This window comes from Bartonella sp. AC10YNML (genome assembly GCF_042196825.1).
Classification (GTDB): Bacteria; Pseudomonadota; Alphaproteobacteria; order Rhizobiales; family Rhizobiaceae; genus Bartonella.
The window spans coordinates 213,750-235,746 of record NZ_JBHIRA010000001.1 but is presented as its reverse complement, the minus strand read 5'-3'; the positions used below and the strand labels follow the sequence as shown (position 1 = coordinate 235,746).

The window sequence follows — 21,997 nt, the reverse complement described above, 5'->3', positions numbered from 1 at the left end:
TAAGCTACAATGCGCTAACACTTATCAATCATAAGCCCAAAACATCATATAATGACGACACAAATTCATAGAATGAAGATTTTTCACAATCAACCGTTGTATTAATCTTTCCATAATGCATAAAAATGATGAAGCGGCCCTCGCCCTTTCCCTACTTTTAAAGCATCTGAGGCAGTTAAAGCGCCATGCAAATAATCTTTTGCTTGTTTAACAGCGCAATCCAAAGGTTGAGTAGGTAACAGAGCTGCAATGGCAGCAGAAATGGTACACCCTGTCCCATGATCATGAGTGGTTGAAAGACGAGAGGCTTCAAGTATAAAAAGGTTTTCACAATCACAATAAAGATCTGGACTAGAACAATCGTAATTTTCTGTACTATTTTTGGTAATCGTATTCAAATGTCCCCCTTTTAACAAAACTGCATGACACCCTAGCGCCAAGAGTCGTGGAGCATATTGATACATAGTCTCTAAAGACCATTGCACTTCACCTCCCAATAACAGTGCAGCTTCAGGCAAATTTGGCGTGATCAAAGTTGACATCGGCACAAGAACATCACGCATAATTTCAATTGCATCAGACTTTAAAAGAACATCACCACTTTTTGCAACCATAACCGGATCAAAAACAATGAAACGCGCTTTATGATAAGCAAGACGTTCTGCAATAACCTGTGCAATCTGAGCATTTGCAACCATACCAATTTTAACGGCATCAACATGGATATCCTCAAAAACAGAATCAATTTGATCTGCAACAAAAGAAGCATCTAATGCCTGAAAAGAACGCACACCCTGAGTATTTTGTGCAACAACAGCTGTAACCACACTCATACCATAAGTTTTCATAGCTGAAAAAACCTTCAAATCCGCCTGCATTCCAGCGCCACCAGAAGGATCTGTTCCCGCAATAGATAAAATCCGTGGAATAAAAAGTTTATCTTTTTGTAATTCCATTAACCTCTTCCCTTCTGTTTTTAAATATCGGAAAATGAGTTACCGAAAAAATAGATGCTTGAAAAAACATAAAGAAGATGTTTTCTCATGTGAATTATATTATATATGAAGTCTTCTTATAGCTATAAAATGGAAAATGTAGTGCTTATCCTTCGTTCTATTCTTTTTACGTTCGCTTTTTATACAACAACTTTCATACAAATGATTCTTTACGCTCCCGTTTATTTTTTAATGCCCCGCAAAAAGGCATGGATTGTCCCTAAAACATGGGCACGCGTTACACTCTTTTTGCAAAAATACATCGCAGGCACAAGTTATGAGATTGAAGGTTTAGAAAATCTTCCCAAAGGACCCTATATCATTGCTCCAAAGCATCAATCGGCTTGGGAAACTTTCAGTCTTGTTCCCTATTTTGATGATCCCACTCTCATTTTAAAACGTGAATTGATGTGGATTCCATTGTTTGGCTGGTATATGGCAAAAACACAAATTATCCCCATTAACCGTACAACCCCCATCAAAGCCTTAAAAATGGTTATACAAAAAGCAAAAGAGAAAGTAAAACAAGGGCGCCAAATCTTGATTTTTCCCGAAGGAACACGCCGACAACCCGGTCAAAAACCAGATTATAAGTCAGGAATTGTCGCGCTCTATAATGAATTAGGACTTCAAGTTGTTCCTATTGCACACAATGCGGGTTTATATTGGCCACGCAATAATTTTCGCCGCTATCCCGGAACAATTCGTGTCCGTATTCTTCCCCCGATAGAGGCAGGTTTAAGCAAACGTGATTTTCTAGATCAACTTGTCCAAAAAACTGAAAAAGCGTGTGATGAACTGCTTCTCTTAGCAGCTCAAGATCCTAGCCCTCCTCCTATGCCACCATACGCTGTTCAGAAACTTCAAAAACTAAATCATCATGAAACAATGCACTGATTGATAAGAATAGTGTATCACTTTGTATATTGAGCGGAGTATAAGAAACAAAAATATAAGAAAGATACTTCAAACTTTCTAATTCAAAATTATAAAACACATGTACATGATAAGAAATAATCAATGTGTAAATTTTTTTGAAAAAGAATTCTTCCTCTCTTTAAAATCATTTAAATAACATACATCTCATTGACTTATAAGGATGTTTTAGCGTTATTCAACTTGAATGAGAACCCTGAATACCGTAAGATTCTCTCATTTCAAATCTATTCTAGGTTGAATCAATTAGAATCATTTTCTTACACATTACAAGCGGGGATATCTGTGTGAATAAACGATACAAGAAAAGATTAAAATGCTTTTTACGAACAGTCTCAAGTGCCAAGGGCTATCCTAACAGGAGAGCAAGAAAAATGCATGATTATGCAGATTCATTCTTTTCTGAGAAATTCAATCCCTCCAAGAACATGAAATCTTGTACAATCTTCATTATTTAAAAAGTATTTCTTGAGATACTTAAGTCATCAAACCAAATTCAAGGGGAAAATAAAAATGAGTGTTGGTTTTTATCCCACAGACACAACGGATACAGCAATTAACCATCTTTCCTCCCTATCCTAGACTTAAAAGCTTTGTGTGCTACATTAAAACAATTCTAAATAACGAATAAGAGGGAACTAGATTTAAATTAATGCAACGTCTCTTCTATAATTTATTTTTTTCTGTGATTTTGAGTTTATCCAGCGCTGTCGCTCTAGCGCAGCCTTTTATTTCTGTTGATGTTACAACGAGGCGTATCTTAAAACATAATCAAGCTTTTGAGCGTTGGTATCCTGCTTCCTTGACAAAATTAATGACCGCTTATGTTATTTTTCGTGCCATGAGCCGAGGAGAAGTTTCACCAAACAAACATATCACCATCAGCGAATACGCCGCAAAAGCTCCCTCATATCGTTCAGGCTATAAAGCTGGTTCTGTACTCACACTTGATACAGCCTTAAGTATCACCATGGTTAAATCTACCAATGATTTAGCTATTGCTATGAGTGAAGCCATTGCAGGTTCACAGAAAGATTTTGTACGTAAAATGAATAGCGAAGCTAAACGTTTAGGCATGTTTGGCACCCATTTTGCAAACGCAAGTGGTTTACCAGACCCTCAAAACTACTCCACGGCACGCGATATTGCTCTTTTAGCCGTTCAAATACGTCGAGAATTTCCACAATATGCTCATTATTTTTCTATTCCAGCCATTGATTTTGGTAATAATCGAAAAATTCAGCATAATTCAAACAACCTCATTGGCCGTTTTTATGGGATAGACGGTATGAAAACAGGCTTTATCTGTGCCTCTGGTTTTAATCTTGTTGCCTCAGCCACCCGCAATAAACGTACAATTATTGCTGTCATTCTAGGTGCTAACAACATAAGCGAAAGAGAAGAAAAAGCTGCACAACTTCTTGAAATAGGATTTTTGCACCAAGGAAGCCCCCAATTAACACTAGCAACATTAAAACCTTATGGGAGCAACATAACACAAGCCAACAATATGAGACAACAAACATGCACACCTGAAGCCATAAAAATGCATGCAAATTCATATGATGATCAAGGAAATATTATTCTCACCTCACCTTTTATCACTGCTCCACCTTCTTTTTCTCATCCTTTATCAGTACACCTCATTCGTACGCCACAAGCACCTAAAATGACAGTAAAACCACTAAGAAAACCCTATATTCCGTATAAAAAGCACGCAAACCATTCTATAAAAAGCCATAAATCATAATCTACAATTAATTATAATACTTTGATTTATAATGATAATTAATTATTTTGTACCTTATGTCAGACCCGCAAGTATTGTAAGATTCTCTCATTTCAAATCTGTATTTGTTGAATCAATAAAACCAGTCTCTTGCGCGCCACAAGATGGATGAGCATGTAGATAAAATAATTAAAACAAGGAATAAAAATCCTTCCTATAAATCCTTTCAAGAACCAAGAATTATCATAACATTGACGCTAAAAAGTGTATGATATACCCACGTGCACCTATCTTTATAAGCGTAAAGATAGTGGTACAATAGATTTCATGGGGGATTAACCATTATATCCCTCACGGACACCATTATAAATTGGTTCGACATACTGAGATATATTTTTTAAAAACAAAACTATGATTGATGATTAACATGAAAATAAAGCGCATCCCTCTCACGCTTATTACGGGCTTTTTAGGCTCTGGCAAAACAACTTTGCTTAACCGTATGCTACAAGCCCCTCTTCTAACAGAATGTGCTGTTATCATCAATGAATTCGGCGAAATCAGTATTGATCACCTTCTGGTTGAAAAAACGACAGAAGGAATTATTGAGCTTGCCAGTGGTTGCTTATGTTGCAATTTACGCAGTGATCTCATCGACACATTAATTGATTTAATAAATCGCGTTCAGACAGGACAGATCAAACAACTCCATCATATTATCATTGAAACCACAGGGATGGCTGATCCCGCCCCTATTTTACAAATACTTTTAAGCCACCCATTGTTTATTCAAACATTGTCCATAAATGCTGTTATTGCAACATTTGATACATTAAGCCCACTTTCCATATGTAAGCGCTACCCTGAAATATATAAACAATTAATATTTGCTGATAAAATCATTCTCACCAAAACAGATCTTAGAGACCCACAAACGCTTTCAGATACACTCCTTAGCACACTTAAAACAATGAATCCCACAGCACAAATCATTGACGCCCATTCTGAAGATTTCTGTTCAAATCTATTAATAAATAACACATTATGGGATGAAAAAGGAGAAAATACAAAACTTAAACAAAATCTTACGACTACCCCACATGATCATACCCCCCATAAAACCATTCGTACCTTTTCACTAAACTGTGAGGATCCTGTTGATTACGCCACAATTGAAGCTTTTTTAGATCTCCTACAAGAGCGCTATGGTACAAAATTATTACGTATTAAAGCAATTATCGCATTGCGTGATGACCCTTATCGCCCACTTGTATTACATGGCGTACAAACATTTTTTCATCCTCCCATAAGATTGCCAGCATGGCCAAAAGGAATAAAACAAACACGTTTTGTCATCATTGCCGATGGTGTTGAAAAAGAAGCAATACAAAAGCTCCTCAATGCTTTTTTTAATAAACCAGCAATAGATACTGCAGATAAAACAGCTCTCTTAGAAAATCCTCTGGTCATTCCAGGAATAAAATTTTAATTTTTTCGCCCCTTCAATGATATAACATTAAATTCATTGGCACCACCATCTTTATGCTTTTAAAGGAGCAAACCGGCACCATTACACACTTTGCTAATTCCCAATGTTGAAACAAGCTCTTGGCACTTAAAACGGTTTGTAAAAAGCATTTTAGTCTTTCTTGTACAATTTCACCCACGCAGCGATCCCCGCTTGTAACGTGCAAGCAAATGGTTTTAATTTATTCAACATGGAACGGCTTTGAAATGAGAAAATCTTACGGTATTCAGGGCTCTAATTTGACTTGAAAACACTAAATTATCATTATAAATCAAATTGTTACGATAAAAAAATTAATACCCATCAATCTGAAAACAGATTGTTTTCTCTCTAAATGCGCTTCATCTGCAAATAACTTCATGTGATTCATTTCACAGACCGATTGGCCAAATTCTTGGTTCTAAAATATTCTGCTCAACTCTATATTTATTCAAGCTAATTGAAATCAAAATCCCTGTTAAGAAAAAAACCAAAATCAGACAGAGGCAATATCGCATTTTAAAATATGTGAATGTATCTTATAACAGCACGACAAGACAATATTTCACAGCATAAAAGAATAAAAAGAGAGGTACATTTCATGTTAACTTACTCAAACGAAGGTTGAGACCAGTAACGATGTGCAAACAATCCAACTTCCTTGAGAAAATTCCTCTTGGCTTCCCACTTCATATGATTTACTTACATAAAGCTCTATGAAAAAACTCTGCGCTTTAAAATATTGACTACTCACTTAAAAACCTTATGTGCAAAGTTTTTGCATATCCTGTATCACCATTATTAAGTGATAGTGTTTACGGTGCTGTAGGATACAATAACACTCACTGCATTAGAGAAACTGAAGTTTTATCAATATCGCGATTAAAAACGTAACGTTTTCCGTAAACCTCAACAGTTGGAGGTTGACGATTTTTTTCAAAAAAATCATAACCTTTCTTAAGCATAACCCAGAATTGATAATGAGGATTCTTGCTATGACGTGACATATTATCCTCGGTCATGCGGAAAGGAAAAGCCTGCAACTGAAACTCTCTTTGTCCTCCTTTAAAAGCATCCCGTGCAAACGCATAAATCTGAGCCATGTTCTTATCACTCATAGAATAACAACCTGCGGAAAAGCAAGAACCATGCACCATAAGATTGCTTCCTGTGCGACCATTTTCCTGATCATACAGGTTAGGAAATCCTATATTAAAAGAGAGATAATATTTTGAATAAGGATTCATTTGGTTTGCGCTAATAGTATAAAAACCCTCTGGTGTCTGAAGATCCCCTTCTTTATATTTAGGTCCAAGCTTACCAGACCATTTGCAAATGCCATAGCGAGCAACCAATATAAAAGGTCCTGAACGAGATTGCTTCCAAACTTCAGCAAGATTTTCTTCCTTAAAAAACCGCATCATAATCGGTGCATAGGGATCTATATCATACAGAACCATTCTATTTTTAATTTCTTGCGGCAATGGCTGCTCAACTTTAGCGCGAATAGAGGCTGGTAATCTTCCTTCACATGCTGTCAATAGTCCCATTACAAACAACACGCACACAGCGAGGAATCTGCTAAATGTCATCGAATAAAACTCCAATCCAACACCCCTCACAAAAAATAACCTATGTTAGAGATCGACCAATTTGAAGGTATTTTTCCCTTCTCTCTTGTTTAAGCACTTGACCATCTTTTCCAGCCATAGCTTTTAAAGCCTCTGAAATAACATCACCCGTTGCATCAATGACAATCTCTTTGTCACGATGCGCTCCCCCTAAAGGTTCCGAAATAATGCCATCAATAATCTTTAAGCGATACAAATCTTGAGCGGTAATACGCATATTCATTGCAGCATCTTTTGCACGAGCTGGATCACGCCATAAGATAGAAGCTGCTCCTTCTGGTGAAATAACAGAGTAAATTGCGTGCTCCAACATATAAACTTTGTTGGCAGCCGCGATTGCTATCGCCCCTCCAGAACCGCCTTCTCCAATAACAACGGAAACCACAGGAACTTTCAAACGCAAAGTTGTAGCTGTTGATTGAGCAATTGCTTCCGCTTGCCCACGTTCTTCAGCGCTTACCCCAGGATAAGCACCTGCTGTATCAATAAAAGTGAGGAGTGGCAAACCAAAGCGGTCAGCCATTTCCATAATACGTACAGCTTTACGATAGCCTTCTGGACGTGCAGAACCAAAATTATAGCGCAAACGTGTTTGCGTATCGTGACCTTTCTCTTGACCGATATAAGCAATGGCCTCACCTTTAAAGCGTGCAAACCCCGCTTGAATAGCCTCATCTTCAGCAAACTTGCGATCTCCGGCCAAAGGCGTAACGTCACTCAATAGGCGTTTAGAATAGTCCATAAAATGGGGACGATCCGGATGACGAGCAACTTGTGTTTTCTGCCACGGCGATAATTTTTTATAAATATCGCGCAACGCTGTTTGGGAACGCGTTTCAAGACGAGCAATCTCGTCACTCATATCAAGACTGCCTTTTTCCTGAGAAATTTTTTTTAATTCAAGAATTTTCCCATCAAGATCAGCAACTGGTTTTTCAAAATCAAGATAATTATACATTTGTGTCAACTCATTCAGTGTCACTTATACACTTATAATTTGCTTTATAAAGTCTTTTTCAAAAACATCACCTTTTCTTTAACGAGCCTTTTGCTCATCGGCAAGTGGATGATGCTCATTGACTAAACGATAAAGTCCCTCTTCCAACACATGGGTATAAATCTGAGTAGTAGCAATATCAGAGTGACCTAACAAATGTTGAACGGCACGCAAATCAGCACCATTTTGCAAAAGATGACTAGCAAAAGCATGACGCAACACATGGGGAGAAAAGCTATCACTTCCTATCCCTGCTCTTCTAGCGAGATTTTTCAACTCCCGTGCAACGACTTGACGAGCAATATATCCTGTCTCGGAATGCGCCGGAAAAAGATAAGAACTCGTAGCATCCTTTCCCTGATCACGCAAATTTAACCACTGTGAAAGAACTTGGCATGCTTTTTTTGATAACAGCACCATTCGTTCTTTTTTGCCCTTACCACGAACCAAAACGCTGTACTCTTTCCTTCGAACGGACTGAACCGACAGACTCACCAACTCACTAATACGTAACCCTGTTGCATAAAGCATTTCAATCAATAGCTGAAGACGCAGTGCACGGAAATAACCTTTGGACCCATAGTCTGCTTGATTGACTTCTAACTCCGCAAAATCAAGCAATTTTATCACTGCATCTTCACTCATGATTTTGGGCAAAGGACGCCCCTGACGAGGTGCATCAATATCATGAGAGGGATCATCTACTCTCAACCCTTCAGCATAAAGGAATTGATAAAACTGACGCAAAGTCGATAAACGGCGCGCTTGCGACGATGCCGCAAAACCAAAAGTATGCATAAGCGACAAAAGGGTAATTAAATCTTCTTTTTGTGCTGAAAAAAGCGAAACAGAGTGTGAAGACAATTCGTCTTGTGCCCACTGCAAATCATGCTGATAAGCCGCAAGCGTATGAGGCGAAGCCCCTCTCTCCGCACTCATCATCTCAAGAAAATGATCTATCACAGCATCACTTTTCATTTCATTGATTCGCTCCCGTAGAAAGATTCCATGAATCCAAAGGAACATCAATGTACATATCCACAGTTACTGGTTCAACCCAAACCACAAGAGCACCCATTATAATGAAAAGAACAGAAAGCAAAATGAAAAGAATCATCAAAAATCTAGTCAATGTTGGCATAAGACAATAACCTACCCAAAAATATTCTATCTCGTATTATGCCTCACAAAGATTAACAGGAATTGACTTTAAGATGGATAAATGCCGAAATAAAGTTATGAAAAGCAATCGACAAAAACGCGTCCCCATAACACAAATAAAGAATCAGCTCTTATCGTCCCTTGATAAAAGAGCACTTGTCCTTGTTGGTCTTATGGGGGCAGGCAAATCAGTGATCGGAAAACGCGTCGCCACCATGCTTCGTTTACCTTTTTATGATTCTGACCAAGAAATTGAAAAAGCTGCACAAATGACAATCACGGAACTCTTTGAAATTTATGGTGAATCCGAATTTCGTGCTCTTGAACAGCGTGTTATTCTAAACCTCATGAAAAAAAGTCCCCTTGTTTTAGCAACAGGTGGTGGTGCCTACATAAATGAAAATATCCGAAAAGCCATTCACCAAAATGGTATATCCATATGGCTAAAAGTCGATCTTGATATCCTCATGCAACGTGTCTCAAAACACCCAACACGTCCCCTGCTTCAAACAGCCAATCCTAAAGAAACTATGCAAAAACTCATGGAACAGCGTTATCCTATCTATGCAAAGGCAAACTTAACAATTAACAGTCATAAAGAAAGCCGTCATACCGTAGCACAAAATGTTATACGATCCGTACAGCACTACCTATACACAGAAATTAACAATAGGGATAACCAGCATGCAAACCAAAACCGTCACTGTTAAACTGGACAAACACTGTTACGATATCATCATTGGTCCGGGTCTGATTACACAAGCTGCTTCACAGATTAAACATGCTCTTAACAAAAAAGATCCTCATCAAACGCGCTTGGCACTTGTTACAGATACAAATGTTGCCTCCCTTTATTCGGAGATATTGCAAGCAGAATTAACAAAAAATAAAATTCATACTGTCCCTATTATTGTAGAAGCGGGAGAACAATCAAAATCATTTTCAACCCTGCAAGTTGTCATCGATCAAATTCTTGCTGCGCGTTTAGAAAGAGGCGACTGTGTTATTGCTTTTGGCGGTGGTGTCATTGGCGATCTAGCAGGATTTGCAGCAAGTATAATCCGCCGTGGTATGAACTTCATTCAAATGCCCACAACGCTTCTTGCACAAATTGATTCCTCTGTTGGTGGAAAAACTGGAATCAATAACCAATATGGCAAAAATCTTATCGGTGCTTTTTATCAACCACAATGCGTTATTGCTGACACGTGTCTTCTTGATACCCTGCCGCCGCGCGAATTTCGCGCTGGCTACGCAGAAATAGTAAAATACGGTCTCATTAACCAACCTGACTTTTTTGAGTGGCTTGAAAAAAATGGGCAGAAAATTTTCTCTAATGGCCCTATGCGAACAGAAGCCATTGTTCGCTCATGCCAATTTAAAGCTGACATTGTAGCACGCGATGAATACGAAACCGGAGAGCGCGCACTCTTAAATCTCGGCCATACATTTGGACACATGCTTGAAACAGCAACCGCTTATGACTCTAACCGTTTAATCCATGGCGAAAGTGTAGCAATTGGGATGATTCTAGCTCATCAATTTTCTGCTCAATTAAATTTAATAAGCCCCACGCTTACACAACGCATTGAAGCGCACTTCAAATTTATAGGATTGCCTACACAATTAAAGGATATCCCAGGGCCTCTACCAGATGCTGAAACTTTAATGACTCTCATTGCCCAAGATAAAAAAGTTTCGCAAAACAATTTGACTTTCATCTTAACACGCGGACTTGGCCAATCATTTATTGCAAAAAATATTTCACCAGATGCAGTTTTATCCTTTTTGGAACAAAAATTAACAGAAATTCGTTAATTCATATTGAATATAATTGATTCGTTTTTATACTTCTATTAAAGATTAAATATGATGATGTCTGCGTAGCTCAGTAGGATAGAGCACAGGATTCCTAAAGAAATTGGGCACTTTGAGGAGAAATCCTCAAAGTGAATCTGCTCAAATTCGGGGAAAGCTTCATGGGCGACTATATGCCAATCCCGAGCCAAGTCTCTTTTCAAATGAGAGAAAGGTGTAGAGACTGAACGGGCAGCACCTAAAGAGCAAAAGCTTCAAGGTGAAGAGACAGTCCAGACCACAAACAGCCGATAAGGCTGGCGGTGAAAATCGAAGTGGTATGAATCCTGGGGTCGCAGGTTCGAATCCTGCCGTAGACACCATCGTATCAGTCAAATTATTCTTTGTGCACAATATTAGGAATATAGGGAAGCATCATGAAAAAAACTTTGCACATTTTAGGATTTTTCACCGCTTTAAGTTTATCACTCTTCAGCTCAAACAATAGCTTAGCTGGTTCTTTAATCATTGAAGTACCAGACAATCCAGAGCCCAAAACAGAGACCATTACCTATCAATGTGATACTGGAACAGGTAAAGAGCGCGTAGAGGCAGTCTATCTTAATGCTGACAATATTTCGTTGGTTGATTTCAAATGGAACGGTGACCGTGTCATTGCTGCTAATGTCATCGCGGCAACAGGAGCAAAATTTGCAGGAGCTCAGTATATCTGGTGGGAGAAGAACAAAGAAGTCACGCTTTATGACCTTGCTCAGGATCCAGAAGAAAAAAAACCTATCCTCTGTAAAGATGAGTCAACATTATTATTTTAAATAATACGGGAAATATTATGAAAAAAATTTCTTTTACTAAACAATTTTTCATTACTTTAAGTGTTTTACTCCTCGGTTCAATTAATGCATTAGCAAGTTCTTTAGTCATTGAAGTACCAGATGATCCAGAACCAACAACAGAGACCGTCTCCTATCAATGCGACATGGGAACAAGTAAAGAGCATGTTGAGGCAACTTATCATAATGCTGGCAATATTGCGCTTGTTGATTTAAAATGGAACGGTAAGCGCATCGTTGGTTCTAATGTAATTGCCGCTTCTGGAGGAAAATATGTGGGTGGTCAATACATTTGGTGGATAACTAAAAATGAAGCCATATTTTACGATCTTATTAATGATCCAAAAGAAGAAAAACCCATCCACTGTGTAGAAGAAAAAAGCACAGAATAAAGAAGATTTCAAGAACCGCGCTGGCTCTCATCTCTTGATGTTCCTTCTGACGTGGGTAACTTTTCCTCCGTCTGGTGTAATAAAAGAGCCAGCGGTTTTTCTGACTGTTCTTCTGAATGATGTCGATAAGCTGCTGTATGTGAAAGCAACATAGAAGCTACCGGTGCTGTTAAAAACAAAAAAAACATCAGCAAAACTTCATGAAAAACAAAATAGTGGTCCACAAATATTGAATAAAGAAATGAAGAAATAAGAATACTACCAACGCCCCAACTCGTACATACTGAAAGCATATGCAAACGCTTATAAAAATTGGAAAAACGCACCAAACCTATCGTTGCGATCAATGTCAATCCAGACCCTAATATTAAGAAAACTGTGATAGCAATAGCAACCACAAGCGATATATCATCTTTCATTCAATAATCTCCCCCCGCATAAGAAATTTCGCCAAAGCGATGCTTGAGACAGATCCCAACAATCCAATAATGAGAGCTGCGACAAAATAAGTGGTTGTTCCTGAACGAATATCGAATGTAAGAAACAAAAGAATAGTGGTTATATAAAGGGCATCCAAACCAACAATTCTATCCTGCGCCCGTGGACCACGAATCAACCGAAACAGCGCAAAAATCACCGCTAAACTTAAAAAAAACTGTGAAAAGAAAAGCCCCCAATAAAGAATCACCATACTCATAAAAAAATCTCCAAAAGCAATTGCTCATACCGTTGTTTGATCAACTGTTTGTAATCATATCCATTTTTTAAATTTAAGACATGAAGCAAAAGTTCACCCTTTTTACTATTATAGGCAACCCAAGCAGTTCCAGGGGTTGCCGAAAGGATGCATGCTAAAATAGCCAAAGCAGTGCGATTATGAAGCAGAAGAGGTACTACAATAAAACCAGATTTCTGCTCTCGAGACCTTTTTGTTAAAACAGACCAAGCCACCGAAACATTTGAGAATATAGAATCTATAAATACTCGAAAAACGAGACGAAAAACCGCACTCCAGCTTTTAATAACAGCCTTCTCCAGCTCCAGAAGCCGTATCATCCAACCACAAAACAAAGCGGTTAAAATCCCTAAAAGCAATTGCCCTAAACTAAAACCATTTAAAATAAGCCACATAAGGACAATGACACCACTGAAAAAAGGGGAAGGACAAAAACGATTCATTTACTCACCTCCCTATTTTCGAGAGAAAAATCCGTTAAAACGCTCCTAATATAGTTTTGAGGTTCATACAAAGTCTTAGCAGTTTCAGACATATAATGACTAACAGGACTGGCTACAATTGTTATAAGAAAACACAAAGCAAGGAGAGCGGCAATAGGCGCAAATTCTATCACTTGCACACGGGGAATACGCCCTTCAAGAGAAACCCAAAAAGTTCGGATACCCGTTCGTGTCAATGCAATCAAAGCCGCAAAACCAGAGAGAGTGACAAAAACTATAAAAAGCCAATCTTGGTAAACCGGTAGAGAGGCAGAAAAATCCTCTCTACTGTGATTTAAAATTGCCATGAACATCATAAATTTAGCAACAAAACCAGAAAAAGGCGGCAATCCAATAATCAAAATGGCACAGATACCAAAACAAGCTCCAAGAATTGCCAAGGTTACTGGAAAATAGATGCCAACTTCATCTTCTTCCTCCTCTTCATCGTCACCATACACCTCCATTGTGACAGCAAGAACATTAGCAGCCACATCTTGACAGCGTTCAACCAACTCTACCAAAAGAAAAAAAGCTCCCAGTGCTAAAGTTGAAGAAACAATATAAAAAAGTGCGCCTGCTGTCAGTGCTGCATTGCCTATCCCGATCGCAGCCAACAATGTACCAGAAGAAACAAGCACACTATAAGCTGCCAAACGCACCAAAACTTGGCTCGCCAATACCCCAATAAAACCAACAATCATAGTGGCAAGCCCACCATAAAACAAAACCGTATGACCAAAATGGTTAAAATATTCACTTTCAGGACCAAACCATAGCAACGTTAAACGTAAGATAATATAAATACCAACCTTGCTCAAAATTGCAAAAGAAGCTCCAACAGGCGCTGCTGCTGCACTGTAAGTTGGCACCAACCAAAAATTAAGCGGCCACATACCCGCTTTAAGCAAAAAAGCAATACCTAAAAGTGCAACACCTATTTCGAATAAAACAATATCTGTAGAAGATATATATTTTATTTTAACAGCCAAATCGGCCATATTAAGAGTACCAACGACTCCATAAATGAGCGCTATACCAACTAAAAAAAATAATGAAGCAACAAGATTAACCACAACATAATGCAATCCTGCGCGCACGCGTGTCTGACCAGAACCATGCAAAGCAAGCCCATAGGAAGCCGTTAACATAACTTCAAAAAACACAAATAAATTAAATAAATCGCCAGTCAAAAAAGCACCATTTATCCCCACCATAAAAAATTGCATTAGTGACTGAAAATGAGAGCCAGCTTTGTACCAATGAGCCCGCGCAAAAACCAACACGCTAGTCACCAACAAGCTGGAAAGTAAAAGCATCATAGCGCTTAAGCGATCAAGGACTAAAACAATTCCAAAAGAAGACGGCCAATTACCAAGTCGATAAACATCGCAAGCCGGTGCTATTTCAAGAGTATGTATAATCAATAAAATGGCAGTAACAACCAACAGTCCCGCAGAAGAAAGACTGATGAATGATTTAAGTTTTGCACGACGTTCATCATAAAAAAGAAGAAGTGCTCCAGTGGTTAACGGCAAAAGAATAGGCAAAATAAGGAGATGATGCACTCCTATTTCCATTATTGCACCTCACGTCCATCAACGTGATCAGAACCCGTTAAACCACGTGAAACCAACAAGATAACTAAAAATAAAGCTGTTGTTGCAAAACCAATCACAATCGCAGTTAAAACCAAGGCTTGTGGAAGAGGATCGACATAATTAGCTGGATTAATAACAGTGGTAGAATCAACAATTGGAGCAGCATTACTACGCGGTCTACTCATTGAAAATATAAAAAGATTAACACCATAGGAGATCAAGGACAAACCAAGAATGACTTGAAAAGTACGTGGACGCAAAACAAGCCAAATACCTGATCCGACAAAAACACCGATACCCAAAGAAAGAACAATTTCCATTAATTTTCCTTCTCTTTTAAAATAGGTTTCTTACCGATTCGGTAACTCCGAATTGACTGGTGTGCAAGTGCAATTAAAATGAGAACAGTTGCTCCTAACACAAGAGAAAGCACACCAAAATCAAACAAAAAAGCAGATGCCATGGGAACTTTCCCAATTAACGGAAGATGAATATATCGAAAAAAGGATGTTAAAAAAGGATATCCAAAAAACCAAGAGCCCATCCCCGTTACGACTGACAATAATAAACCAAAGCCTATCCAACGCAAAGGTAAAACTCTCAAATGCGTTTCCACCCACCGAATATCGCGTGCAAGATATTGTAAAATAAATCCTATAGCCAAAGTAATACCACCGACAAATCCACCTCCTGGCAGATCATGCCCTCGCATGAATAAATAAATAGCAAAAGCGATAATAATCGGAAAGAGCCAACCCATAATAACAGCAGGAACAGCTAAATAATTCAATACTGTATCTCCCACATTTCGATTAGGCTGTGCTATATCAAAGGCTTTCTGGATACGTTGTTGAAAAGGCGCATCAATACTCTCAGGCGCAGGACGAAAACGTCGTAAGAGTGCAAAAACAGTAAGGGAAACAACACCCAAAACCACAATTTCTCCCATGGTATCAAAACCACGGAAATCAACCAATAACACATTCACAACATTGCGACCACCAGCATCTGAGTAAGCATGTGTTAGAAAAAAATCAGAAATCGTCGTACCTTGAGGACGTGTCATCACTGCAAAAGAAAGCCATGCTACACCAGCACCTCCTACAAGGGATATGATGAAATCACGGAAACGACGCAAGCGAACCCAAAAATGAACAGCAGCTGGCCCAGGGTCATGCAAACGTTTAGGCAACCACCGTAAACCAAGCAATAATAAAACGACTGTAACAACCTCAACAACCAATTGTGTTATTGCTAAATCAGGAGCAGAAAGCCATAAAAAGGTTGTACAAGTCATCAAACCAGCTCCCCCTAAAAGCATAAGTGAAGCAAGACGATGAAACTTTGCTCGCCAAGCCACTAAAAGCGCACATAATCCGCCAACCAGCCAAAGAGCGAGAAAAGGAATATCAAGTGGAAAAAGCGGTAATGTCCCCACTGGAATGAAACCATCGCACCAAAGTAAAAGACCAACAAAGGCAAAACAGACCCAAAAAATCCAATGCAATTGGATCTGCAAACGGCGTGTTGACAAAGCAGACTCCACCGCACGTGCCCATTTCCAAGAAATAATTACGAGAATGCGTTCAAAAATACGCGGCCCTTTTAAGTGACGGAAAAAAGGAGCCCCATCATCACAGGATAAAAAATAACGATGCCCAACAGCATAGAGCAATCCGCCCCCTAATAATGCAACAAAGCTCATCACTAATGGAGTGTTAAACCCATGCCAAACAGCCAAACTATAAGGAATTGTCATTGGTCCTAAAACAGACACGACCGCATTATCTAAAATAGGTCCTATTGTTAAATTAGGAAAAATACCAACCGCTAAACAAATAAACACCAAAAGCTCCATTGGTAAACGCATGAAATGCGGTGGTTCATGGGGAGTCTTGGGCAAATTGTCAGGCTTTGATCCTAAAAAAACGCCATGAATAAAGCGTATAGAATAGGTCACACTAAACAGACTGGCCAGCGTTGCCACATAAGGTGCAATCCAATCGAGCCATGATTCCATATGCGTTTCAACAGCTTCAGCAAAAAACATCTCTTTCGATAAAAAACCATTCAACAAAGGAACCCCAGCCATCGCTGCACTCGCAACTAAAGCAAGAGTTGCTGTAATAGGCATAGAACGATAAAGCCCTGACAGTTTACGCATATCACGTGTTCCCGTCTCGTGATCAATAATGCCAGCAGCCATAAATAAAGAAGCTTTAAAAGTAGCATGATTGGCCATATGAAAGATCGCCGCAACACATGCAAGTGGACTACCAAGACTTAAAAGTGTTGTAATTAATCCAAGATGACTAATAGTCGAGTAAGCAAGCAGTCCTTTCAAGTCTTGCTGAAACATGGAAAAATAGGCACCTAGAAGAAGAGTTGAGAGTCCTGAAAAGCCAACCAGCCAAAACCAAGATTCTGTTCCAGAGAGCACAGGCCATAAACGAACGAGCAAAAACAATCCCGCTTTTACCATTGTTGCCGAATGCAAATAAGCCGATACGGGGGTTGGAGCAGCCATCGCGTTGGGTAGCCAAAAATGAAAAGGAAATTGCGCGCTTTTTGTTAACCCTCCCAATAAAATACAAATAAGGATAGGACTATAAAGAGAACTTAACCGGATCATATCTCCAGACTGTAGCACCTTATCCAAATCAAAACTGCCAACAGTATACCCAATCAATAAAACTCCAATAAAAAGAGCAAAGCCGCCAAAACCTGTGATCGTTAGAGCCATACGCGCACCCTCACGCGCACTTGCATTATGGTACCAATAGCCGATCAGCAAAAAAGAAAAAATACTGGTGAGTTCCCAGAAAACAACCAAAAAGACGAGATTACCTGATAAAACTATTCCTATCATTGATCCCATAAAGGCCAAAAAAAAGGAAAAAAAACGCGGTACAGAATCCGCTGGATCTATGTAATAACGTGAATAAATGACAACAAGCAGCCCAATCCCTGTAATAAGCAAGCAAAAAAGCCACGACAAACCATCTATGCGGAGAATCAAATTGCTTCCCCATTCTGGAAGCCAAGAAATATCTAAACGCACTATGTGGTTTCCACGAACTTCCGGATAAAGCATTATTGTAAAAATAAGACAGAAAAGTGCGACAACCCCAGCAAACCAAGCTTCATTATTTTTTGCTGTCGAACGAAAAAAGCCAATGACAGCACTTCCACCAAAGGGAAGCAAAACGAGCAATACCAACATTGCTTCCCGTGTTGTCATTCTTTAAACTCCATTTTACCTTAATATTTTGTCATCGACAAAACAAAAACTTATATTCTCACCCCCCATTCTACACTTAATGATAATAAGATTTAATAAAACTTAAAAGCATTTAAATTTAAAAAAAACAATGCTTGCATGAAAATACTGCGCACCACACAAGTCTTCTCTTTATTGTAAGAACAATAACGCTCACGACAAGAAGCAATTAAAATTTTATTTAATTTCTAATCCTTTAAAAAAGCGTGATAGACACTGCCTACGCCCCCCATGAAAAGGCTGAAAACTATTATCATTTTTATTATAAGAGCGATAACGTACACGGCAAGATTCAATGTGTTGTTTAAGCATCCATGGCTCTTTTTTTTCTAATTTTTCCGAAGAAGACGTTAAAAACACTTTTTTAGCATCTGGTACAACTTTTAATGATGCGCCTTTTGTGCTTAAGTGTGGTGATGTAACAAATGCCACTTCAGGATACCACCAATTATCACTGTATTTACGATAACCACGCCGATAATGACGATAACCTTTGAAACCATTAAGCTCTCTACGCCCCGTAAAAATCAGAGGCACCGAACTATCTAGGACAGAAGTCTGAGTAACCAATTTGGCTTTAGCGTCACTTCTATTTTGCCCCCAATTAACAAAAGTGGTTGTTATAATGAAAAAACTGCTAACAAATACAAAAGCTAAAGCATAATATAATTTTTTTTTCATACTCATAACAAAAAACTCAACATAATAAACAACAGTAATTACAGAAAGCCTTTCTCTTGCTAGACAGAAACAGATTCTTTTCTTAAGACTCTTTTTTCTTGAGACATTCTGTTACTCTTTGTACTAAACGTTGATCTTGGCAATAAGATCCTTCAAAAAAGAATGAATAAATGATGATAAAAACCCCCTATTATCTTATAGACAAATCGAAACTCATCAAAAATATGCAAACAATTTCTCGTTTACGGGAAATGTCCAGAGCTAAAATTTTACTTGCTTTAAAATGCTTTGCCACATGGAGTGTTTTTGATTTAATGTCTGAGTTCATGGATGGAACCACATCATCATCCCTTTATGAACTACGTTTAGGAAGAGAAAAATTTGGCAAAGAAACCCATGCTTATTCAGTGGCTTGGGCAGATAATGAAATTGATGAAGCCTGTGGTTATGCAGATAAAATCATCTTTAATTCCATCCAACAGCTCCAACGCTTTTCTGATGCAACAAAAACCATTCAAAGAGGTTTAAGGTTAAACCCAGGAATCAGTGCATCAAATTTTGATCTTGCCAACCCCTCTCGCCCTTTTAGCCGCTTAGGAGAAACAAACCAAAGCGCTATTAAAGAAGTTCTGCCTCTTATCAACGGATTGATGATCCATAACAATTGTGAAAATGCTGACTTTAATCTTTTTAACCAAATGCTTGGGTATATGGAAGAAAAATTTGCAGAACTTTTTTCTGCTGTTGACTGGATAAGCCTTGGCGGCGGAATCCATTTTACGGCTGAGAATTACCCTCTAGAAGCTTTCGCAAAACGCTTAAAACAATTTTCTGAAACCCATGGTGTCACTCTTTTTCTAGAACCAGGAGAAGCTGCTATTACCCAAAGTACCACATTAGAAGTCAGTGTTCTTGACACATTGTATAATGAAAAGAATCTAGCCATCGTTGATAGCTCAATTGAAGCACATATGCTCGATCTTCTCATTTATCGTGAAAATGCTAAATTAGAACCCAATCAAGGACCACACGAAATTATGATTTGTGGAAAATCTTGTCTTGCCGGCGATATTTTTGGAACATTTCAATTTCAAAAACCTCTTAAAATAGGCGATAGACTGTCTTTTCAGGATGCAGCAGGGTATACAATGGTCAAGAAAAACTGGTTTAATGGCGTTACAATGCCTGCTATTGTTCTCAAAGAGTGCGATGGTACATTAATACTTCAACGCCAATTCAGCTATAACGACTATCAGGAAAGCCTTTCATAAAGACCAACCATAAAAACGTCATACAACAGTATTAAAAAGGGAGATGGACCTACAATGAAAAAAAATGTTCTCATTATTGGTGCTGGAGGTGTTGCACAAGTTGTTGCACACAAATGTGCTCAAAACAATGATATTCTTGGTGAAATTCATATTGCTTCACGAACACTCAAAAAATGTGAAGCCATCATTTCTTCTATTAAAGAAAAAAACACAATGAAAAAGCAAGGTGTTCTCAAAAGCCATTCGCTCAATGCCATGAATGTAGAAGAAACTATAAAGCTCATCCAAAAGACCAAATGCGAAATTGTCATTAATGTTGGTTCTGCTTTTCTTAATATGTCTGTTCTTTCAGCTTGTATTGAAACCAAATGCGCTTATATCGATACCGCAATTCATGAAGACCCATTGAAAATTTGTGAAACACCTCCTTGGTATGGAAATTATGAATGGCCTCGGCGTCCAGAATGTGAAAAAGCTGGTATAACCGCTATTTTAGGAGCAGGTTTTGACCCAGGTGTAGTGAATGCTTATGCAGCATTAGCGCGCGATGATTATTTTGATAAAATCACAGATATTGATATTATTGATATTAATGCCGGAAATCATGGACGTTGGTTTGCTACAAATTTTGATCCAGAAATTAACTTCCGTGAATTTACAGGACAAGTATGGTCGTGGCAAAATAAAAAATGGACTTCCAATAAAATGTTTGAAGTCAGCCATGAATGGGATCTTCCCGTTGTGGGAAAACAAAAAGCCTATATGACAGGACATGATGAAATTCATTCACTTTCCAAAAATCTTGATGTAGAGAATGTCCGTTTCTGGATGGGATTTGGTGATCGTTATATCACTGTTTTTACTGTTCTAAAAAATCTTGGTCTCTTATCTGAACAGCCCATTAAGACAGCAGAAGGACAAGAAGTCGTTCCCTTGAAAGTCGTAAAGGCCGTCTTACCCGACCCTTCCTCTCTCGCCCCAGACTACACAGGAAAAACCTGTATTGGAGATCTTATTAAAGGCGAAAAAGATGGAAAACCGAGAGAAATTTTTATCTATAATATAGCCGATCACAAACAAGCTTTTCATGAAACTGGGGCACAAGGCATTTCCTATACGGCTGGCGTACCAGCAGCCGCAACAGCTCTTCTTATTGCCACAGGTGAATGGGATGTTAAAACTATGGTCAATGTGGAAGAGTTACCACCCCACCCTTTCCTTAAATATCTTGATCATATGGGGCTTCCCACTTTTATAAGAGAACAACAAGAGGATAAAAAATTACAATTTTAATACCTATAGAAAGCATATGCTTAATTTTTTAAGTTATCATAAAACTGCCCAATGAAAACAAACTTAATATTCTCGTGTAATTATGGTTTTCAAAAAAATTTTAGCTATTCGTTATGTTTTGGCAACATTGCGATTTCTTAACAACCGTAAAGAAGAGACATAGCATCTTTTTAAGACATAGCGAGCAATGATCAAGAAAAACAGAGAAGAAAAAACTAATTTAATCACACTGTATAACTTGTCATTATCATCAAAAAGATAGTGTCATAAACAAAAGATATAAAAATACCGCTCTTTTAAAGAAGAGCGGTATTTTGTAGAATATTCAATTCCTCCCTTCTTCATCTTAAATGACAAAGATCCTTAACCTATACCAATCATTAAACAATTCAATTTCTTCGGGTGAATGAATTCCTCTTGGCTTCCCTTTTCATATGATTCATCATCATATATAACATGTTGATTCATAACGCTGAATACTGTAAAATTCTCTTAATCACAAACTCTCTCACATTGAAGCAATTAAAATCTTTTGTCTGCGCATCACAAACAAAGCGAGCGTGTGAGGTAAAATGATAAAAGAACAGAATAAAAATTCTCTTATGAAAACTCTCAAATAATAAAAAGCTTTAGCAATATTGAGAACTGAAAAAGTGT

At 38.2% G+C, this 21,997-nt stretch carries 20 protein-coding genes; 9 read left to right on the top strand and 11 right to left on the bottom strand.

Annotated features, from left to right (window positions below):
- Positions 1-101: 101 nt before the first annotated feature.
- Positions 102-956, bottom strand: a complete 855-nt coding sequence (thiD, locus tag ACFINA_RS00890; RefSeq protein ID WP_375614353.1) for a bifunctional hydroxymethylpyrimidine kinase/phosphomethylpyrimidine kinase — start codon at positions 954-956, stop codon at positions 102-104.
- Between the two features lie 129 nt (positions 957-1,085).
- Between thiD and ACFINA_RS00885 the strand changes: the two genes are divergently transcribed.
- The 3 genes from ACFINA_RS00885 (at position 1,086) to ACFINA_RS00875 (ending at position 5,149) form a co-directional block, all read left to right on the top strand.
- Positions 1,086-1,892, top strand: a complete 807-nt coding sequence (locus tag ACFINA_RS00885) for a lysophospholipid acyltransferase family protein (protein WP_375606059.1) — start codon at positions 1,086-1,088, stop codon at positions 1,890-1,892.
- A 691-nt stretch (positions 1,893-2,583) separates the two neighbouring features.
- Complete coding sequence (locus ACFINA_RS00880; RefSeq protein ID WP_375609965.1) at positions 2,584-3,681, top strand: D-alanyl-D-alanine carboxypeptidase family protein; 1,098 nt, start codon at positions 2,584-2,586, stop codon at positions 3,679-3,681.
- A gap of 406 nt (positions 3,682-4,087) precedes the next feature.
- On the top strand, positions 4,088-5,149 hold the full coding sequence (locus ACFINA_RS00875; protein WP_375614926.1) for a CobW family GTP-binding protein: 1,062 nt from the start codon (positions 4,088-4,090) through the stop codon (positions 5,147-5,149).
- Positions 5,150-6,009: 860 nt separating this feature from the next.
- Here the strand turns inward: ACFINA_RS00875 and ACFINA_RS00870 are convergent.
- From ACFINA_RS00870 to ACFINA_RS00860, 3 genes are all read right to left on the bottom strand, one after another.
- Complete coding sequence (locus ACFINA_RS00870; RefSeq protein WP_375606062.1) at positions 6,010-6,759, bottom strand: L,D-transpeptidase family protein; 750 nt, start codon at positions 6,757-6,759, stop codon at positions 6,010-6,012.
- Positions 6,760-6,799: 40 nt separating this feature from the next.
- Positions 6,800-7,756 (bottom strand): acetyl-CoA carboxylase carboxyltransferase subunit alpha, encoded by a 957-nt coding sequence (locus ACFINA_RS00865; RefSeq protein WP_375606222.1) that lies wholly within the window; start codon positions 7,754-7,756, stop codon positions 6,800-6,802.
- Positions 7,757-7,834: 78 nt separating this feature from the next.
- Positions 7,835-8,773 carry a site-specific tyrosine recombinase XerD gene (locus ACFINA_RS00860; RefSeq protein ID WP_375614925.1) on the bottom strand — a complete coding sequence of 313 codons (939 nt, stop codon included), beginning with the start codon at positions 8,771-8,773 and terminating at the stop codon, positions 7,835-7,837.
- Between the two features lie 260 nt (positions 8,774-9,033).
- Here ACFINA_RS00860 and ACFINA_RS00855 point away from each other — a divergent pair, with 260 nt between their 5' ends.
- From ACFINA_RS00855 to ACFINA_RS00840, 4 genes are all read left to right on the top strand, one after another.
- Positions 9,034-9,666: a shikimate kinase gene (locus ACFINA_RS00855; protein WP_375606223.1), complete on the top strand. Its 633-nt coding sequence runs from the start codon at positions 9,034-9,036 to the stop codon at positions 9,664-9,666.
- Complete coding sequence (gene aroB, locus ACFINA_RS00850; protein WP_375614924.1) at positions 9,641-10,774, top strand: 3-dehydroquinate synthase; 1,134 nt, start codon at positions 9,641-9,643, stop codon at positions 10,772-10,774. Before ACFINA_RS00855 ends, aroB begins: the two co-directional genes overlap by 26 nt.
- Positions 10,775-11,190: 416 nt before the next feature.
- Positions 11,191-11,586 (top strand): MliC family protein, encoded by a 396-nt coding sequence (locus tag ACFINA_RS00845; protein ID WP_375606065.1) that lies wholly within the window; start codon positions 11,191-11,193, stop codon positions 11,584-11,586.
- A gap of 17 nt (positions 11,587-11,603) precedes the next feature.
- On the top strand, positions 11,604-11,996 hold the full coding sequence (locus tag ACFINA_RS00840) for an MliC family protein (RefSeq protein ID WP_375606066.1): 393 nt from the start codon (positions 11,604-11,606) through the stop codon (positions 11,994-11,996).
- An 8-nt stretch (positions 11,997-12,004) separates the two neighbouring features.
- Here ACFINA_RS00840 and mnhG read toward each other — a convergent pair whose 3' ends face one another.
- From mnhG to ACFINA_RS00805, 7 genes are all read right to left on the bottom strand, one after another.
- Positions 12,005-12,415, bottom strand: coding sequence for a monovalent cation/H(+) antiporter subunit G (mnhG, locus tag ACFINA_RS00835; RefSeq protein WP_375614351.1), 411 nt, complete (start codon positions 12,413-12,415; stop codon positions 12,005-12,007).
- Complete coding sequence (locus tag ACFINA_RS00830; RefSeq protein ID WP_375606068.1) at positions 12,412-12,693, bottom strand: K+/H+ antiporter subunit F; 282 nt, start codon at positions 12,691-12,693, stop codon at positions 12,412-12,414. Before ACFINA_RS00830 ends, mnhG begins: the two co-directional genes overlap by 4 nt.
- On the bottom strand, positions 12,690-13,175 hold the full coding sequence (locus tag ACFINA_RS00825) for a Na+/H+ antiporter subunit E (protein ID WP_375606069.1): 486 nt from the start codon (positions 13,173-13,175) through the stop codon (positions 12,690-12,692). Before ACFINA_RS00825 ends, ACFINA_RS00830 begins: the two co-directional genes overlap by 4 nt.
- On the bottom strand, positions 13,172-14,794 hold the full coding sequence (locus ACFINA_RS00820) for a monovalent cation/H+ antiporter subunit D (RefSeq protein ID WP_375606070.1): 1,623 nt from the start codon (positions 14,792-14,794) through the stop codon (positions 13,172-13,174). Before ACFINA_RS00820 ends, ACFINA_RS00825 begins: the two co-directional genes overlap by 4 nt.
- Positions 14,794-15,135, bottom strand: coding sequence for a Na+/H+ antiporter subunit C (locus ACFINA_RS00815; protein WP_375606071.1), 342 nt, complete (start codon positions 15,133-15,135; stop codon positions 14,794-14,796). The genes ACFINA_RS00820 and ACFINA_RS00815 overlap by 1 nt, the downstream gene beginning before the upstream one ends.
- Positions 15,135-18,056 (bottom strand): monovalent cation/H+ antiporter subunit A, encoded by a 2,922-nt coding sequence (locus ACFINA_RS00810; RefSeq protein ID WP_375609970.1) that lies wholly within the window; start codon positions 18,054-18,056, stop codon positions 15,135-15,137. The genes ACFINA_RS00815 and ACFINA_RS00810 overlap by 1 nt, the downstream gene beginning before the upstream one ends.
- Before the next feature lie 216 nt (positions 18,057-18,272).
- Entirely contained in the window at positions 18,273-18,782 is a 510-nt protein-coding gene (locus ACFINA_RS00805; protein WP_375606073.1) for a BA14K family protein, read from the bottom strand.
- 167 nt (positions 18,783-18,949) lie between these two features.
- Between ACFINA_RS00805 and ACFINA_RS00800 the strand changes: the two genes are divergently transcribed.
- Both ACFINA_RS00800 and ACFINA_RS00795 read left to right on the top strand, forming a co-directional pair.
- A complete protein-coding gene (locus ACFINA_RS00800; protein ID WP_375606224.1) occupies positions 18,950-20,047 on the top strand; it encodes a carboxynorspermidine decarboxylase in 1,098 nt (365 codons plus the stop codon).
- A 54-nt stretch (positions 20,048-20,101) separates the two neighbouring features.
- Complete coding sequence (locus ACFINA_RS00795) at positions 20,102-21,340, top strand: saccharopine dehydrogenase NADP-binding domain-containing protein (RefSeq protein ID WP_375614923.1); 1,239 nt, start codon at positions 20,102-20,104, stop codon at positions 21,338-21,340.
- Positions 21,341-21,997 lie beyond the last annotated feature (657 nt).

Bases quoted from the DNA above. Each gene is read 5' to 3' on its own strand.
- thiD (WP_375614353.1), bottom strand. From the start codon at position 956: ATGGAATTACAAAAAGATAAACTTTTTATTCCACGGATTTTATCTATT.
- ACFINA_RS00885 (WP_375606059.1), top strand. From the start codon at position 1,086: ATGGAAAATGTAGTGCTTATCCTTCGTTCTATTCTTTTTACGTTCGCT.
- ACFINA_RS00880 (WP_375609965.1), top strand. From the start codon at position 2,584: ATGCAACGTCTCTTCTATAATTTATTTTTTTCTGTGATTTTGAGTTTA.
- ACFINA_RS00875 (WP_375614926.1), top strand. From the start codon at position 4,088: ATGAAAATAAAGCGCATCCCTCTCACGCTTATTACGGGCTTTTTAGGC.
- ACFINA_RS00870 (WP_375606062.1), bottom strand. From the start codon at position 6,759: ATGACATTTAGCAGATTCCTCGCTGTGTGCGTGTTGTTTGTAATGGGA.
- ACFINA_RS00865 (WP_375606222.1), bottom strand. From the start codon at position 7,756: ATGTATAATTATCTTGATTTTGAAAAACCAGTTGCTGATCTTGATGGG.
- ACFINA_RS00860 (WP_375614925.1), bottom strand. From the start codon at position 8,773: ATGAAAAGTGATGCTGTGATAGATCATTTTCTTGAGATGATGAGTGCG.
- ACFINA_RS00855 (WP_375606223.1), top strand. From the start codon at position 9,034: ATGAAAAGCAATCGACAAAAACGCGTCCCCATAACACAAATAAAGAAT.
- aroB (WP_375614924.1), top strand. From the start codon at position 9,641: ATGCAAACCAAAACCGTCACTGTTAAACTGGACAAACACTGTTACGAT.
- ACFINA_RS00845 (WP_375606065.1), top strand. From the start codon at position 11,191: ATGAAAAAAACTTTGCACATTTTAGGATTTTTCACCGCTTTAAGTTTA.
- ACFINA_RS00840 (WP_375606066.1), top strand. From the start codon at position 11,604: ATGAAAAAAATTTCTTTTACTAAACAATTTTTCATTACTTTAAGTGTT.
- mnhG (WP_375614351.1), bottom strand. From the start codon at position 12,415: ATGAAAGATGATATATCGCTTGTGGTTGCTATTGCTATCACAGTTTTC.
- ACFINA_RS00830 (WP_375606068.1), bottom strand. From the start codon at position 12,693: ATGAGTATGGTGATTCTTTATTGGGGGCTTTTCTTTTCACAGTTTTTT.
- ACFINA_RS00825 (WP_375606069.1), bottom strand. From the start codon at position 13,175: ATGAATCGTTTTTGTCCTTCCCCTTTTTTCAGTGGTGTCATTGTCCTT.
- ACFINA_RS00820 (WP_375606070.1), bottom strand. From the start codon at position 14,794: ATGGAAATAGGAGTGCATCATCTCCTTATTTTGCCTATTCTTTTGCCG.
- ACFINA_RS00815 (WP_375606071.1), bottom strand. From the start codon at position 15,135: ATGGAAATTGTTCTTTCTTTGGGTATCGGTGTTTTTGTCGGATCAGGT.
- ACFINA_RS00810 (WP_375609970.1), bottom strand. From the start codon at position 18,056: ATGACAACACGGGAAGCAATGTTGGTATTGCTCGTTTTGCTTCCCTTT.
- ACFINA_RS00805 (WP_375606073.1), bottom strand. From the start codon at position 18,782: ATGAGTATGAAAAAAAAATTATATTATGCTTTAGCTTTTGTATTTGTT.
- ACFINA_RS00800 (WP_375606224.1), top strand. From the start codon at position 18,950: ATGATAAAAACCCCCTATTATCTTATAGACAAATCGAAACTCATCAAA.
- ACFINA_RS00795 (WP_375614923.1), top strand. From the start codon at position 20,102: ATGAAAAAAAATGTTCTCATTATTGGTGCTGGAGGTGTTGCACAAGTT.